The organism is Pseudomonas sp. FFPRI_1 (genome assembly GCF_055384485.1).
On sequence record NZ_AP029168.1, the window covers coordinates 7,355,983 to 7,371,371 of the forward strand.

At 65.1% G+C, this 15,389-nt stretch carries 12 protein-coding genes; 3 read left to right on the forward strand and 9 right to left on the reverse strand.

Annotated features, from left to right (window positions below; translation table 11 throughout):
- Nucleotides 1-16: 16 nt before the first annotated feature.
- The 4 genes from ACZ5BO_RS33165 to ACZ5BO_RS33180 form a co-directional block, all read right to left on the reverse strand.
- Nucleotides 17-1,240, reverse strand: coding sequence for an SGNH/GDSL hydrolase family protein (locus tag ACZ5BO_RS33165; RefSeq protein ID WP_464697537.1), 1,224 nt, complete (start codon nt 1,238-1,240; stop codon nt 17-19).
- Nucleotide 1,241: 1 nt separating this feature from the next.
- The gene (locus ACZ5BO_RS33170) at nt 1,242-2,420 is read right to left on the reverse strand and encodes an SGNH/GDSL hydrolase family protein (protein WP_464697538.1); all 1,179 of its coding nucleotides are present in this window, start codon (nt 2,418-2,420) and stop codon (nt 1,242-1,244) included.
- Entirely contained in the window at nt 2,407-3,807 is a 1,401-nt protein-coding gene (locus ACZ5BO_RS33175; protein ID WP_464697539.1) for an MBOAT family O-acyltransferase, read from the reverse strand. The genes ACZ5BO_RS33170 and ACZ5BO_RS33175 overlap by 14 nt, the downstream gene beginning before the upstream one ends.
- 781 nt (nt 3,808-4,588) lie before the next feature.
- Nucleotides 4,589-5,644 carry an HAD family hydrolase gene (locus tag ACZ5BO_RS33180; RefSeq protein WP_464697540.1) on the reverse strand — a complete coding sequence of 352 codons (1,056 nt, stop codon included), beginning with the start codon at nt 5,642-5,644 and terminating at the stop codon, nt 4,589-4,591.
- Nucleotides 5,645-5,886: 242 nt separating this feature from the next.
- Between ACZ5BO_RS33180 and ACZ5BO_RS33185 the strand changes: the two genes are divergently transcribed.
- Complete coding sequence (locus ACZ5BO_RS33185; RefSeq protein WP_464697541.1) at nt 5,887-7,278, forward strand: L-cystine transporter; 1,392 nt, start codon at nt 5,887-5,889, stop codon at nt 7,276-7,278.
- Nucleotides 7,279-7,372: 94 nt separating this feature from the next.
- On the opposite strand, the gene ACZ5BO_RS33190 is transcribed toward ACZ5BO_RS33185, so the two are convergent.
- Complete coding sequence (locus ACZ5BO_RS33190; protein WP_025130999.1) at nt 7,373-7,885, reverse strand: dihydrofolate reductase; 513 nt, start codon at nt 7,883-7,885, stop codon at nt 7,373-7,375.
- Nucleotides 7,886-7,981: 96 nt separating this feature from the next.
- On the opposite strand from ACZ5BO_RS33190, the gene ACZ5BO_RS33195 reads away from it, so the two are divergent.
- Together ACZ5BO_RS33195 and ACZ5BO_RS33200 are read left to right on the forward strand one after the other, a co-directional pair.
- Nucleotides 7,982-9,361 carry a DUF2868 domain-containing protein gene (locus tag ACZ5BO_RS33195; RefSeq protein ID WP_464697542.1) on the forward strand — a complete coding sequence of 460 codons (1,380 nt, stop codon included), beginning with the start codon at nt 7,982-7,984 and terminating at the stop codon, nt 9,359-9,361.
- A complete protein-coding gene (locus tag ACZ5BO_RS33200; RefSeq protein WP_464697543.1) occupies nt 9,354-10,739 on the forward strand; it encodes a DUF3482 domain-containing protein in 1,386 nt (461 codons plus the stop codon). The genes ACZ5BO_RS33195 and ACZ5BO_RS33200 overlap by 8 nt, the downstream gene beginning before the upstream one ends.
- Nucleotides 10,740-10,791: 52 nt before the next feature.
- Here the strand turns inward: ACZ5BO_RS33200 and ACZ5BO_RS33205 are convergent, their stop codons facing one another.
- The 4 genes from ACZ5BO_RS33205 to ACZ5BO_RS33220 all read right to left on the reverse strand — a co-directional run bounded on the left by ACZ5BO_RS33205 (nt 10,792) and on the right by ACZ5BO_RS33220 (nt 15,388).
- Nucleotides 10,792-11,346 (reverse strand): phosphonate degradation HD-domain oxygenase, encoded by a 555-nt coding sequence (locus tag ACZ5BO_RS33205; protein WP_464697544.1) that lies wholly within the window; start codon nt 11,344-11,346, stop codon nt 10,792-10,794.
- Nucleotides 11,346-12,479, reverse strand: a complete 1,134-nt coding sequence (locus tag ACZ5BO_RS33210; RefSeq protein ID WP_464697545.1) for a TIGR03364 family FAD-dependent oxidoreductase — start codon at nt 12,477-12,479, stop codon at nt 11,346-11,348. The genes ACZ5BO_RS33205 and ACZ5BO_RS33210 overlap by 1 nt, the downstream gene beginning before the upstream one ends.
- Before the next feature lie 108 nt (nt 12,480-12,587).
- Nucleotides 12,588-13,613: a putative 2-aminoethylphosphonate ABC transporter substrate-binding protein gene (locus ACZ5BO_RS33215; protein WP_464697546.1), complete on the reverse strand. Its 1,026-nt coding sequence runs from the start codon at nt 13,611-13,613 to the stop codon at nt 12,588-12,590.
- 50 nt (nt 13,614-13,663) lie between these two features.
- A complete protein-coding gene (locus ACZ5BO_RS33220; protein ID WP_025130993.1) occupies nt 13,664-15,388 on the reverse strand; it encodes a putative 2-aminoethylphosphonate ABC transporter permease subunit in 1,725 nt (574 codons plus the stop codon).
- Nucleotide 15,389: the final 1 nt, after the last annotated feature.

Genomic DNA, 15,389 nt, shown 5'->3' on the forward strand with positions numbered 1-15,389 from the left:
TGCCGCCGAAAGGCCCTCAGGGAGTGCGTTCACCCAACTGCCCGCGCAGGTAGCGATACAGCCCGTCTGCACTCTTGCGATAGCCATCGGCCGTCAGGTGGATCAGGTCACCGCGCGCCAGGTCGTTGGCCTGCCACTTGATGATCGAACAGTCCCCGCCCATGAAGGCTTGCCAGTCCCAGAACAGGGTGCGGCTGTTCTTCGCCACGTCCTTCTGGATCTGGATCAACGGGCGCAATGGCTGGGGTTGCGAGGCGGCGCAACTGCCGGCATTGCGGCGCTTGATGGAGTCTGGCGGCCCCACCAGCAGGATCACGGTCTTGGGCAGGTTCTTGCGCAGCAGCGCGACCTTCTCCTGCAACTGGCTGCGATACAGCTGCAGGTCCAGGTCGTTATCGAAGGCCTCATTGGTGCCGTAGGCCAGGACTACCATGTCCGGGCGCAGGCCCTTGAGGACGTCCATCCAGCCGGGCTGCCACTTGTCCAGCACATCCAGACGCGCGCCATTGATCCCCAGGGAGGAGTAGATCACCCCGGCGCTCTTCTGCCCGAGAATGTTCCAGCCCCCCAGCGCCAGGCCCTGGTTGTTGGCCACGCTCAGGTCCAGGGGCAGGGTCAGGTTGTTGAACGGCGGGCTGAAGCGCCACTGTCCACCCGTTGCCGCCAGCATGCGGCTGCTCTTGTTGAGGTTGTCCCGGGCGGTCAGGGTGCTGTTGCTCGACGCCTGGTACAGCGCGGAGATCCGGTACTGCTGGTTGCTCGGCTGGCGCTCGGCGATATGCACCCGCGCACCCGGGGTCGTCGGCAACGACAGGTAGCCCCCCAGGGGAAACTGGTTGCTCTGCTGGTTGCGCGCCGACACCTGGGACCACTGGCGCTTGGCGATGCTGAGGATCACCCGCTCGTAGCGAGTACCGGGCACCGGTGTGGCGGCCACGAAGCCGATACCGCCATCGCCGTACTGCGCCTGCAGCAGGCGCCGCAGTTCGCCGCTGAACAGATCCGCCGCCGTGTGCGAATCCCCCAGTTGCACGATGCTGATGGGGGTACGGTTGGAGGTGCTGAACTTGCGTGCCAGCAGCGCCAGGTTCGGGTCGGTACCCGTGGCCACGACTTTCTTCGCCCCGGCTCCGGGCCTGGCCAGCGCCGAAGCGGGAGTGGCCTGAACCTCGGTGGTCGGGCTGCAACTGCTCAGCAAGGTGATGCCCAGCAACAGCGCAATGCCTTGCAGTCGCCCCATATCAGTGCTCCGTCAATTGTTGGCTGGGAAAGTTGATCAGCGAGATCACACGCTCAGCGATCAGCTTCTGCCCAGTGGTGGTGAAGTGGATACCGTCGTCGACCCGGGTCTTGACCTTCTTGCCATCCCCGGTGGTGCGGTAATAGGAAAACTCGTCGTTCTGGTAGCCGAGAATCTCGTTAGCCGAGACGAAGTGCTGGTGGTACAGCTCGATCTGGCTCCGGTACAGGTCGCTCAGGTAGGCCATTGCCGTAGACAGCTTGGCCTTCTCCATGTTCGGCGGGCCGACCCAGATCACCTGCACATTATGCGCCTGGGCGGTGTCGAGGATCGAATCGATGCGCCGGCGATAGGCTTCTTCCCAGTCCGGCTTCTTGAACCGCAGGAACGGCTTGCCCTTGACCTCCGGCATGTCCCAGGGGTCGTTGGGGCCGAGGAAGATCACCATCAGGCGAATGTTGGGGTTGCCGGCCAGGGTGCTTTCAACGGTCTTGGGCCAGTTGAAGAAGCTCGGATAGGCAAGGCCGGTGCTTTGCTTGCTGAGGTTCAGGCTCTTGACGTTGTAGCGTTTGCGCAAGGTGTTGGCCATGTGTGGTGCCACGCCCTGCATCAACGAATCGCCGACAAAGAACACCTCATCGCCGGTCGCCAGGCTGACCCTCAGCGGATGGTCACTGTACGGCTGACCCGCGGTTGGCGGGTGGGCCACGGGCGGCGCTGCCAGCGGTTGCGGATGCACCGCAGGCGCTGCGACCGCGACAGCCTCGGCAACGGGCGCGGGATGCGCGGCGACCGGCTGGGCCGGGGTCGGATGGAGGTTGGCTGCAGGCACCGGGTGGCTGGCAACAGGCACAACCGCAACCTGCGGTTGCGGCGGCTCTTCATCCGCGGCCGCTTCCGCCTGGGCCACCAGGCTCAGGTCGGCCGCGGCGTCAAAACTGCCGACAAAGGCCAGCCTGGCGTTCTCCAGGGCCTGGTTGAGCTGCGCGCCGAAGCGCCACTGCGGGTTCTGCGACAAGCCCGGGATCTCGCAACCTTCGTGGTACTTCTGCTGGCAATAGAGACGGATCGACTGCTGGTTGAACCACACCAGCAACAGGCTCGTTACCAATAGCGCATAGAGCACCTTGGCCGCGCTGCCAAGGCTGACCGACAAGGGCGAACGGTTAGAAACTGGCATAGATGAACCCCGGCACGCCCGACGGTGAGGCGAAGATGACCACGCAGATGAACAGCCCCAGCGGCACTGGATAGAGCAGCCACGGCAAGCCGGTGGCGGCGTCGAACAGCCGGCGCAGCAGCGCCACGATCCGTGGGTAGAAGGCGACGAACAACAGGCAGCCCAGCAACGAGACGGCAGCGCTGGCCAGCCCGGCGAAGGACAGGTCGCCCAGGCCGCTGAGCATGTCCAGGGCATCGGCCAGGGTCGCGCAGCGGAAGAAGATCCAGGCGAAGGCCACGTAGTGGAAGGTCAGCAGGCGGGCGCTGAGATCGGCGCCGATCCAGCTCGGCCCCCGGGCCAGCAGCGGGCTGCACAGTTTGTACAGCGCCAGGCCGATCCCGTGCAGCGCGCCCCAGATGATGAAGTTGGCGCTGGCGCCATGCCATAAGCCGGAGATCAGCATTGCCAGGAGCATGTTCAGGTTGCCGCGCCAGGCCGGCCCACGGTTGCCGCCCAGGGGGATGTACACATAGTCGCGGATAAAGGTCGACAGGCTGATGTGCCAGCGGCCCCAGAATTCCTTGAGGTTGCGCGCCGCGTAGGGGTAGTTGAAGTTCTGCGGCAGGCGGAACCCCAGCAGCAGGGCGATGCCGGTCACCAGGTCGGTGTAGCCGCTGAAGTTGAAGTAGATCAGGAACGAATAACCGTAGACCGCCCGCAGGATCTGCTCGGCGGAAAACGCCACCGGGCTATCGAATACCGGGTCGACCCATTCGTTGGCCAGCCAGGAACTGAGGAAGAACAGCTTGACCACCGCCACCGCGATCAGCCCCAGGGCCCGTTGTGGCTCCAGCACCTGGCGCAGCTGCGGCGGATTGATCTGCGCCAGCATGGGGAGCGCCCGGTTCACCGGGCCGGCTATCAGGCTAGGGAAGAACGCCAGGTACAGCGCCAGGTCGAAAGGCGAGCCCGGGGTCAGCTCACGGCGGTGGATCGACACCAGGTAGCTGACCGAGTGGAAGGCGTAGAACGACAGCCCCACCGGCAGCAGCACTTCCAGCAGCGGCAGCGACACCTCGACGCCGAACTGGGCGAAGGCGTTCTGCACCGTGCTGGTGAAGAAGTCCTGGTACTTGAACAGGTAGAAAGCCCCCAGCACCAGCAGCAACATCAGGCCGTTGACCCAGCCTCGCCCGGGGTAACGCTGGCTCAACAGGCCGAGCAGGTACACCAGGGCCGTGTAGCCCAGCAGGATGTAGAGAAAGTTCAGGCTGAAACTGGCGAGGATCGCGTAGCTGGCGACCAGCAGCAGGGCGTTCTGCAAACGCAGACTGAAGCCCAGCCCCCAATACAGCATGAAGAACAGGATGAAACAGAGGCCGAATTCGATCGAGAGATAGCTCACAACGTAGTCCATTACGTGCAGTCGGGGACAAACCCGGCACAAGGGAGAGCAGGCGGGGGATAGGAAACGGGCGCGATTATGGCAGAGGGGGTTTGGCGGTCACAAGTTGAAACATTCCCATCTTGACCCGACAACGAACGGCACGCGCCGCTTGTAGGAGCTGGCTTGCCAGCGAAAGCGCTCCCGAGAGCGGTGCAGGACTTGCGGGCCTCTTCGCCGGCAAGCCGGCTCCTACGGAGAAAGGTGTGCGGCGACTTGCTGTAGGAACTGGCTTGCCAGCGAAGGCGCCCCCGAGAGCAATGCAGGACTTGCGGGCCTCTTCGCCGGCAAGCCGGCTCCTACGGAGGAAGGGGCACGGCGGCTTGCTGTAGGAGCTGGCTTGCCAGCGAAGGCGCCCCCGAGAGCGACGCAAGACTTGCGGGCCTCTTCGCCGGCAAGCCGGCTCCTACGGAGGAAGGGGCACGGCGGCTTGCTGTAGGAGCTGGCTTGCCAGCGAAAGCGCTCCCGAGAGCGATACAGGACTTGCGGACCTCTTCGCCGGCAAGCCGGCTCCTACGGAGGAAGGGGCACGGCGGCTTGCTGTAGGAGCTGGCTTGCCAGCGAAGGCGCCCCCGAGAGCGATGCAGGACTTGCGGGCCTCTTCGCCGGCAAGCCGGCTCCTACGGAAGAAGGTGTACGGCGGCTTGCTGTAGGAGCTGGCTTGCCAGCGAAGGCGCCCCCAAGAGCGATGCAGGACTTGCGGACCTCTTCGCCGGCAAGCCGGCTCCTACGGGATGAAGGGTTACTGGATGTCTTCCGGCTTGACGATCACCCAGTTCTTGTCCGCGGTCACCGGCAACCCTTCCTTGGCCTGGGCCGCGGCGTGCTTGGCGATCATGCCGTTGAGCTGGGTCATGTACTTGTCCTTGCGGTTGATCCACAGGTGGATGCCGCCCTTGGCCACGTCGACATCGTGGAACAGCATGTAGCCGTCGCTGGTGGGCGTGTCACCACCGACCAGCACCGGTTTCTTCCACTCATCGATGTAGGTCAGGATCGCCGCATGCTTGCCGGCCATCCAGGTGGCCGGAGTCCACAGGTAGGGGGTCAGCTCCAGGCCGAGGTTGGCCTTCTCGTCATATTTGCCTTCGCTGATCTGCTTGCGCGCGGTGGTCAGGGCGCCGGTCTTGCGATCCTTGAGCAGGGTGGTCACGCCGATCACGTTCTGCGGTTTGACGTTGTAGCCGTACTTGGGGTCGGCAGCGACCATGCGCACCAGTTCTTCGGACGCGGCGGTCATCACGTAGACCTCGATGCCGTTCTCCATCAGCTTGTTGTACAGCTCGGCCTGGCCAGTGAAGACCTTGGGCGGGTTGACCTCGATGGTCTTGACCACGTCACCGTCGTAATAGGTGCTCGGCACCGGCTTGCCCGACGCCATCAACTCGTCGACGTAGCCCTTGAGTTCCTTGAGGGTGAAGCCCGAGAACACCTGGGCCACCCAGGGGTAGCAGACCATGTCGTCGATTTCACAGAGACGGTAGTAGTAGCTGAACAGGCTTTCCTTGTGCTCGGCGCTGTCCTTGAACGGAATCAGCTTCAGGGAGGGATCGAGGGTCTCGCGGGTGATCAGGCCCTTGTTCTCCATGTAGGGCAGCAGGGATTCTTCCAGGTCGTAGCGGTAACTGGTGTTGTCCATGTCGAACACCGCGTAGTTACCCTTGTTGGCGTTGGCCGCGATCATCGCGTCCAGCTGCTTGGCCTGCTCTGGCGGCCAATGCTTCAACTCGGTGGCGAGGGCCTGACCGGCAAGGCCCAGGCAGAGTGCGGCGGCGAGCAGTTTCGGGACGAGTTTCATCGGCGGTTTTCTCCCTGAGTGAAAGCACTCGACGCTAACAAATCCCTGTGACAGTTCTCGTCTCTACACGACCGCTTGCGTTCCGTAAGCGCCAGCCACATGCGCCTGAGCGCCAGCCGCTTATTCCAAAAACGACAGTCGCCATGCGATATCGTTATTAATTCAATAGATTTCAAGCTGTTAGGCTTGCCGGTTCGCAATCGCCCTGAGCCGCGATTGGCACTCGTCTTATCGGAGTCACAATGAATCTGCCGCTGATCCTCAATCTGCTGGTGTTCCTCGCCTTGCTGGCGGGCCTGGCACAAACCCGCCACACCACCTGGAGCCTGGCCAAGAAAGTCCTGCTGGCCCTGGTGCTGGGCGTGGTGTTCGGCATCGCCCTGCACAGCCTCTACGGTGCCGGCAATCCGGTGCTCAAGGCCTCCATCGGCTGGTTCGACCTGGTGGGCAACGGTTACGTGCAGTTGCTGCAAATGATCGTGATCCCGCTGGTGTTCGCCTCGATCCTCAGTGCTGTGGCGCGCCTGCACAACGCCTCGTCCCTGGGCAAGATCAGCTTCCTGACCATCGGCACCCTGCTGTTCACCACCGCCATCGCAGCGCTGGTGGGCATCGGCCTGACCAACCTGTTCGGCCTGACCGCCGAAGGCCTGGTGGCCGGCACCCAGGAACTGGCCCGCCTGCAAGTGATCCAGAGCGACTACGCGGGCAAGGTTTCCGACCTCAACGTGCCGCAGTTGCTGCTGTCGTTCATCCCGCAGAACCCCTTCGCCGACCTGGCCCGGGCCAAGCCGACCTCGATCATCAGCGTGGTGATCTTCGCCGCCTTCCTCGGCGTCGCCGCACTGCAACTGCTCAAGGACGATGCCGACAAGGGCCAGAAGGTGCTCAACGCCATCGACACCCTGCAAGCCTGGGTAATGCGCCTGGTGCGCCTGGTGATGAAGCTGACCCCCTACGGTGTGCTGGCGCTGATGACCAAGGTGGTCGCGGGCTCCAACCTGCAGGACATCATCAAGCTCGGCAGTTTCGTGGTGGTGTCCTACATCGGCCTGGGCCTGATGTTCGTGGTTCACGGCCTGCTGGTGGCCCTGGCCGGGATCAACCCGCTGCGCTTCTTCCGCAAGGTCTGGCCGGTGCTGACCTTCGCCTTCACCAGCCGCTCCAGCGCCGCGAGCATTCCCCTGAGCATCGAGGCCCAGACCCGGCGCCTGGGCATTCCGCAATCGATCGCCAGCTTCGCCGCCTCATTCGGCGCGACCATCGGCCAGAACGGCTGTGCCGGCCTGTACCCGGCGATGCTGGCGGTGATGGTAGCGCCGACCGTAGGCATCAACCCACTGGACCCGCTGTGGATCGCCACCCTGGTGGCCATCGTGACCTTGAGTTCGGCCGGTGTGGCCGGGGTCGGCGGTGGCGCGACCTTTGCCGCGCTGATCGTGCTGCCGGCCATGGGCCTGCCGGTGTCGTTGGTGGCGCTGCTGATTTCCGTGGAGCCGCTGATCGACATGGGCCGCACCGCCCTCAACGTCAGCGGTTCGATGACCGCCGGCGCGATCACCAGCCAGGTGATGCAGCAGACCGACAAGGCGCTGCTGGACGCCGATGAGCATTCGGAGCTGGAGCACGCGTAAAACAGCAGTTGCACGCCGCCAGCTACAAGCTGCAAGTAGAAGCCGACGGGCTCTTGCTTGCAGCTTGAAGCTTGAAACTTGCAGCTGCCTGCTGTCAGCTTCTCTCCCACACCTCGAAGCTGTACGCCGGCTTGTCGCCTTCGGGCGGGTTCGGTACCTCTGATACCAGCTTCCACTGCTGTTCATCGAACTCTGGGAACCAGGCATCGCCCTGCGGGCTCAACGCTACCCGCGTCAGGTACAGGCGATCTGCCTGCTCCAGCCCTTGTCCATAGAGCTGTGCGCCCCCAATAAGCATCAGTTCGCTGGCGCCCTGCTCCAGGGCCCATTCCTCGGCCCGGGCCACCGCGGCTTCCAGCGACGGATAGACCTCGGCACCTTCGAGCGCCAGATCGGTCTGACGACTGACCACGATATTCAACCGCCCCGGCAAGGGCCGGCCGAGCGAATCCCAGGTCTTGCGCCCCATGATGATGGGCTTGCCCAGGGTGGTGGCCTTGAAGAATTTGAAATCCCCCGGCAAATGCCAGGGCATGCTGTTGTCGACGCCGATCACGCGGTTTTCACCGAGGGCCGCGATCAGGCTGAGAGGGAGAGATTTTTTCATGCCGGCGAGGATACCAGAGGACCAGGACCTGGCAACGTACCCCGATCCGCGCTGCAGCAGTTATGCTCAGCGCACTTTTGAGCGATGGAATGACGCGTGACTGCACTGACTCCCCTGCAACGCCTGTGGCTGACCGAAACCGTGCGCCTGCGCGAGGAGCACGCCGGCCCGCTGGAAGATCAGGAAGCCAACCGCCTGGCCCGCAACCAGGGCGGCGACCTGGCGACCCGGATCCAGAACCGCGCCCTGTGGCTGGCCCAGCGTGACGGCCTGCACAGTGCCCTGCTGCACTGGCAGCAAGGTGCGCGGCTGGCACTGCTGGCACTCTCGGTCTTGGCGGTCATCAGCGGCGCCGGCCTGGCCTTCAGCGCCCTGGGCAACACCCAGCAGCCGGTGAACGTGTTCTGGGCCCTGGGCAGCCTGCTGGGGATCAACCTGATCCTGCTGCTGAGCTGGCTGGCCGGCCTGCTGTTCGCCGGCGAGCACGGTGCCAGCCTGGGCCGCCTGTGGCTGTGGCTCAGCGAGAAATTCTCCCGGGATGCCAAGGCCGCCCAACTGCCGCCGGCCCTGCTGCTGTTGCTGCAACGGCGCAAGCTCAACCGCTGGGCCCTGGGCAGCCTGATCAACGGCCTGTGGTGCCTGGCCCTGCTCAGCGCCGTGGCCATGCTGCTGTTGCTGCTGACCACCCATCGCTACAGCTTTGTCTGGGAAAGTACCCTGCTGGGCGCCGATGCCTTCGCTGCCATCACCAACTTCCTCAGCGCCCTGCCCCGGTCACTGGGCCTGGGCGCCCCGAGCCTGGCGACCATCCAGGCCAGTACCCGGGATGTCTACAACACTGAGCTGGTCCGTCAGATGTGGGCCATCTGGCTGGTGGTGCTGGTGGTGATCTACGGCGTGTTGCCGCGTCTGCTGCTGATGCTGTTCTGCCGCTGGCGCTGGAAACACGGACAGGCACGCCTGCAACTGGACCTCAACCTGCCGGGCTACGCGCAACTGCGTGAACCCCTGATGCCCAGCAGCGAACGCCTGGGGGTCAACGATGCGGCTCCCGAACAGTTGCACCGGGTCGAAGGCGCAGCCAACACCCTGGACAGCAGCGGCGCGCTGCTGGTGGCCATCGAGCTCGACGACCAGCGCCCCTGGCCGCCGCAGCTGCCGGATAACGTCAAGGACGCCGGCATCCTCGACAGCCGCGAATCACGCCATCGCCTGCTGGAACAGATGAGCCGCTTCCCCCCGGCGCGCCTGGTGATCGCCTGCGATCCCCGGCGTTCGCCGGACCGCGGCAGCCTGGGGCTGATTGCCGAGCTGGCGCGCAATGCCAGCGCCACCCGGGTCTGGCTGCTGCAGGCACCGCCCGGCCAGGCCCTGGATGCCGAGCGCCTGGGTGACTGGCACAGCGCCCTGCAACAGCTGGAACTGCCGTTCGCCGATTGCGTGCCCCTCAACTGGCTGGAGACCGGTCATGACTGATGCCCGCCACAAGCCGCTGAAACTGGCGGTGGTCGGCCACACCAACGTGGGCAAGACCTCGCTGCTGCGCACCCTGACCCGGGACGTGGGTTTCGGGGAAGTGTCCCATCGCCCCAGCACCACCCGGCATGTGGAAGGTGCGCGGCTATCGGTGGAGGGCGAAGCCCTGCTGGAGCTGTACGACACCCCCGGCCTTGAGGACGCCATCGCCCTGCTGGATTACCTGGAACGCCTGGAACGCCCGGGCGAACGCCTGGATGGCCCGGCGCGGGTGGCACGCTTTCTCGACGGCAGCGAGGCCCGCCAGCGTTTCGAACAGGAAGCCAAGGTGCTGCGCCAGCTGCTGGCCTCGGACGCCGGCCTGTATGTGATCGATGCCCGGGAACCGGTGCTGGCCAAATACCGCGACGAGCTTGAGGTGCTCACTGGCTGCGGCAAGCCGCTGCTGCCGGTGCTGAACTTCGTCAGCAGCGCCGACCAGCGCGAAGGCGACTGGCGTGAAGCCCTGGCCCGCCTGGGCCTGCATGCCCTGGTGCGCTTCGACAGCGTGGCGCCGCCCCAAGACGGCGAGCAGCGCCTGTACGAGAGCCTGGCACTGTTATTGGAGCATGCCCGCCCGGCCCTGCAACGCTTGATGGACGACCAGCAGGCCCAGCGTCGGGCGCGCCAGCACAGCGCAGCCCGGCTGATTGCCGAGCTGCTGGTGGACTGCGCCGCCTGCCGCCGCAGCGTGGCCAGCGACGCCCAGCAGGAACAACAGGCCATTGGCGAACTGCGCCAGGCCATCCGCCAGCGCGAGCAGCGCTGCGTCGAAGCCTTGCTCAAGCTCTACGCCTTCCGCCCCGAGGACGCGTCGACCAGCGACCTGCCGCTACTGGACGGGCGCTGGGGCGACGACCTGTTCAACCCGGAAACCCTCAAGCAACTGGGGGTGCGGGTGGGCAGCGGCATCGCCGCGGGCGCGGCGGCCGGAGCCGGGGTCGACCTGCTGGTTGGTGGCCTGACCCTGGGCGCCGCGGCCCTGGCCGGGGCAATTGCCGGTGGCGCCCTGCAAACCGCCCGCAGCTACGGCAGCCGCTTGCTGGGCAAGCTCAAGGGCCAGCGCGAACTGACCGTGGATGACAGCGTGCTGCGCCTGCTGGCCCTGCGTCAGCGCCAGCTGGTACAGGCCTTGAACCTGCGCGGGCATGCGGCCATGGACAGCATTCGCCTGGCCACGCCGGAGGATAAGAGCTGGCGCGAGGGCAAGTTGCCGGAAGCCCTGAGCAAGGCCAGGGCTCATCCGCAGTGGTCGTCGCTCAATCCCCATGCGCGCCTGAGCCAGGTCGAGCGTCAGGAGCAGATCGAGGCGCTGGCTGAGACGTTGCTGGTGTCTTAGATCGCCTTCGCCGGCAAGCCCTGTAGGAGCCGGCTTGCCGGCGAAAGGGCCCTCAGGCCAATACAGCCAGCGCCTTGTCCTTGAGCACCTGCATATCCATCACCGGGACCCACATTTCCTTGGCCTGCTCGTCCCAGTGACGCATGCGCAAACTCACCGCCCATAACGGGTCGAGTTCGAAGGCTGCCGCCTCTGCCGCGCTCATCACCCCACCCTGGTACTCCAGGGTGCGCCGGCTGGCTTCGCTCAGCCGCTGGTAATAACCGGGGTCCTTGAAGGTCAGGTAGCGCTTGGCCTGGACGTGATACTCCACCAGCCGCGCCAGGCGTTCGCTGAAACCCGCCCGGCGCAAGTAGTCCGCCCCCAGGCGTTCATGGCTGACCACGCCATAGCCCCCCATGTTCTCGGCATCCTGCACGCAGATATGCCCGATATCGTGGAAGAACGCCGCCAGCACCACTTCATCGTCATAGCCCTCGGCCATGGCCAACTGAGCGGCCTGAGACATGTGCTCGATCTGCGACACCGGCTCGCCGATGTAGTCGCTGTCACCGAAGCGCTCATACAGGCCGAAGACCTCGGCGATCACCTGCTGCGGTCGATTCATCACTGCTCCTCCAGTATCCGGGCGATATTGCGCTCGGCCATGGCCGGACCGACGCTCATGCCGACCCCGGTATGCATCAGGGATACATTGATCCCCGGGGCCGCCTCCAGGAAGGAAAACGGCGCCGGGCCACGGGCACCATAGACACCCTGCCAGCGCTCCACCACCTGGACCTTGCAGCCCAGGGTCTGCTCGGCCAGCTCGATCATCCAGTTATCCACCTGTTCGCCGTTGAATGGCGACGGATCCCCGCCGTAATCGTGGGAATCGCCGATGATCAGCTCGCCATAGGGGGTCGGACTGATCAGCAGATGAATCCCATGCTCATGCAGATGGGGGGCCTGGGCCAGGATCTCGGCCTGCACCGCCGCCGCTTCCGGCAGGTCGGCAAAGGCACCGTAATGCACACAGCTCAAGCCGGTGAGCAGCGCGTGCTGCAGGTTCAGCTCGGCCTGGGGACGGGCGCGGAGCATCTGCAGGCGGCAGACCTGCGGGTGCAACTGGGCAATCGGCTCGGCCAGCAGGGTCTGGTAGTCGTGGCCCGAACAGACCAGGGTCCGCGTGCCACGAAAACTGCCAGCGGTGCTGTGCAACAGCCCCGGCTGGATGTCCCGAACCAGGGTCGAGAAGTGGAACTGCACCCCCAGGTCCCGGCGCAGGTAGTCGATCAGCGCCGGAATCGCCTCGCGGGAATACAGTTGCTGGTCGTCCAGGCCATGCAGGGCTGCCCGGTGATGGCGGAACTGGCCGCCATACAGGTCATTCAAGGCCGCGCCGCGCAGCAGCTCGACCCGGTAATCGTGTTCCTGCGCCCGGCCGGCACAAAAGGCCTGCAGCAGGTACTCTTCGGCTTCGCTGCGGGCGAACAGGTAGGAACCGTTGCGCTTGAGCTGCACGCCCGCCAACTGCTGCCAGTCGCCCCAGATTTCCCGGCTGGCCTTGGCCAGCTCCAGCATCATCCCCGGCGGCTGGCCTGTGACCAGGGCCTGGCCGAAATTGCGCACCGACGCGCCCAGGGGCGTGGCGCTGCGCTCGAAAACTTGCACCCGCAAACCGCGCTTGGCGGCGGCATAGGCGTGGGACAGGCCCAGGATGCCGGCGCCGACGATCAGCAGATCGCTGTGATTGGTCATGTTCATGTCTCATTGAGTGTGGCGAGGCAGCTGCAGCGCATTGTCCGGACTCAGGGCTGCTTCGCCGCCCAGCGCGAGCCAGCTCCCTCGCCACAGCTGCCCTGGGCGTTACTGTGCGGCGACCTTTTCCGACTTGCCGTCATAGCGCTTGCGCCATTCGCTGAGGATTTCGTCGCGGTTCTTCGAAGCCCAGGCAAAGTCGTTCTTGATCAGGCGCTGCTCGTAGTCCGCCGGCAGTTCGGTCTGCGGCTTGGCGATGCCGGGCTGGGCCAGCACGGCGAAGTTTTCCTTGTACAGCTCCATGGCCGCCGGGCTGGCGGAGAAGTCGGCGAGCTTCTTTGCCGCCTCTTCGTGGGGGGTGCCCTTGATCACTGCAGTGGCTTCGATTTCCCAGCCCAGGCCTTCCTTGGGCAGGACGATGTCCAGCGGCGCGCCCTGGCGCTTCAACTGCACCGCCGGATACTCGAAGGAGATGCCGATGGGGAATTCACCGGCGGCGGCCAGCTTGCACGGTTTGGAACCGGAATGAACGTACTGGCCGATGTTCTGGTGCAGCTCATCCATGTACTGCCAGCCCTGCTTCTCGCCGAAGGTCTGCAGCCAGGCGCTGACATCGAGGAAGCCGGTGCCGGAAGAGGCCGGGTTAGGCATGACGATCTTGCCCTTGTACTCGGGCTTGGTCAGGTCCTGCCAGCTCACCGGCTTGGTCAGGCCCTGCTTCTGGGCCTCCACGGTGTTGAAGCAGATGGTCGCGGCCCACACGTCCATGCCGACCCAGGCCGGCGGGTTGGCGGCGTCGCGGTAGTTCGGGCCGATCTTGCCCAAGTCCTTCGGTGCATAGCTTTGCAGCATGCCCTGCTGGTCGAGGATCGCCAGGCTGGAAGCCGCCAGGCCCCACACCGCATCGGCCTGCGGACGGGCTTTTTCGGCCAGCAGCTTGGCGGTGATGATGCCGGTGGAATCACGTACCCACTTGATCTCCACGTCCGGGTTGGCCTTTTCAAAAGCCTGTTTGTAGGACTTCAGTTGCTCGGCTTCGAGGGCGGTATAGACCGTTAGTTCGGTTTTCGCAGCAAAGGCGTTCAGGCTGACAGCAGAGAGGACGGCAGCGGCAAGAGCCAGGAGCTTGAACATGGTGCGGTTCCTTAGTGAGTGCAGATCAGGGTTGGGGGAGGTGAACGGAATCAGTGACCGGGCGCGCCCTGGCGCCAGGCCTGGGAGCGGCGCAGCAGGCCCCGCGACGCCCAGGCCAGCAACAGCGAGACGCCGGCCGAGGTGAACAGGATCAGGGTCGACATGGCCGCGGCGCCGCCGACATTGCCGGCATCGTCCATGTTCAGCACGGCCACGGCGGCGAGGATGGTGTCGGGGCTGTAGAGGAAGATTGCCGCCGACACCGTGGTCATCGCCGAAACGAACAGGTAGCGCACGATGTCCAGCAGCGCCGGCAGGCAGATCGGCACCGTGACCCGCAGGTAGTGCCGGTACAGCGGCGCCTTGAGCGACAGCGCAGCCGCCTCGAACTCCGCGTCCAGCTGGCGCAGGGCGGTGGTGGCGGTCATCTGCGCGGTGGTCAGGTAGTGGGCGATGGTGCACACCACCAGCAGGGTCATGGTGCCGTAGAGCACATGCAGCGGGTTGCCGTTGAGGTTGAAAAAGAACACGTAGCCCAGGCCCAGCACCAGGCCGGGCACCGCCATGGGCACGAAGCTGAGCATGCGCAGCGCCAGGTTGAGGCCGCGCTGCCCCGAGGTCTTCTCCATCAGGTAGGCACCGGTGAAGATCAGCACGCTGCCGATCAGCGCCGTGCACAGGGCCATGGTCAGGCTGTTGCGGTAGGCCAGCCAGCCACCGCCGGCGGTGTCATTGAACTGGTAGTGATTGAGAGACAGCGACAGGTTGTAGGGCCAGAACTTCACCAGGGAGGAATACACCGCCATGCCGAACACCAGCAGCAACGCTGCGCAGATCAACAGCACGATGGCCAGGTAGCAGGCATCGCGGCGCTTGCACGGCGCCGGCCTGAACACCTGGGCCCGGCCGCTCATGGAGTCGCCATGGCGGCGACGCAACCAGGCATCGACGCCGAAGCTGAACAGCGCCGGGAGCAACAGCACCATGCCGATCAGCGCGCCGCGGCCGAACTGCTGCTGGCCGACCACCGCCTTGTAGGCCTCCAGGGCCAGCACCTGGTAGTCGCCGCCGACCACTACCGGCACGCCGAAATCGGTGATGGTCAGGGTGAACACCAGGCAGAAGGCGGCAAATACCGCCTGCCGGGTGGCCGGCCAGGTAATGCTGCGAAAGGCCTTGGCCGGGCTCGCGCCCATGCTCGACGCCGCATCGAACAACCGCGCATCCGCCAGGGACAGGGCCGAGAGCAGAATCATCAGGGCATGGGGGAAGGTGTAGATCACCTCACCGAGGACAATGCCCCAGAAACCGTAGATGTTGTCGGCGAACAGACCGCGAAGCATGCCCTGGTTGCCGAACAGGTAGACCAGGGCAATACCCGGCAGCATCGACGGTGCCATCAGCGGCAACAGCGACAGGCCGCGCCAGATCGCCTTGCCGGGAATCAGCGTGCGCTGCAGGGCGTAGGCGAACAGATAGGCCAGGGGCACCACGATGGCGGCAACGCTGAGGGAGACTTTCAGGCTGTTGCCGAGCAGCCAGTGAAAATTGTCACTGCTAATGAGTTCACGGGCCGCGACCAGGCCACCGCCCTGCCCGGCCTCGGCGCTGAAGCCGCGCCAGAAGATCGCCAGCAGCGGCAGCAGCACCGCAACCCCCAGCAACAGCAGGAGCAGGAACTTGCCACCCACGACGAACAGACGGTCGCCGAGTTCGGCACGGGAAGTCTGCCGCGCCCGCTTTGCAGGTAGCGGCAGGGACATTTGCACGCTCATA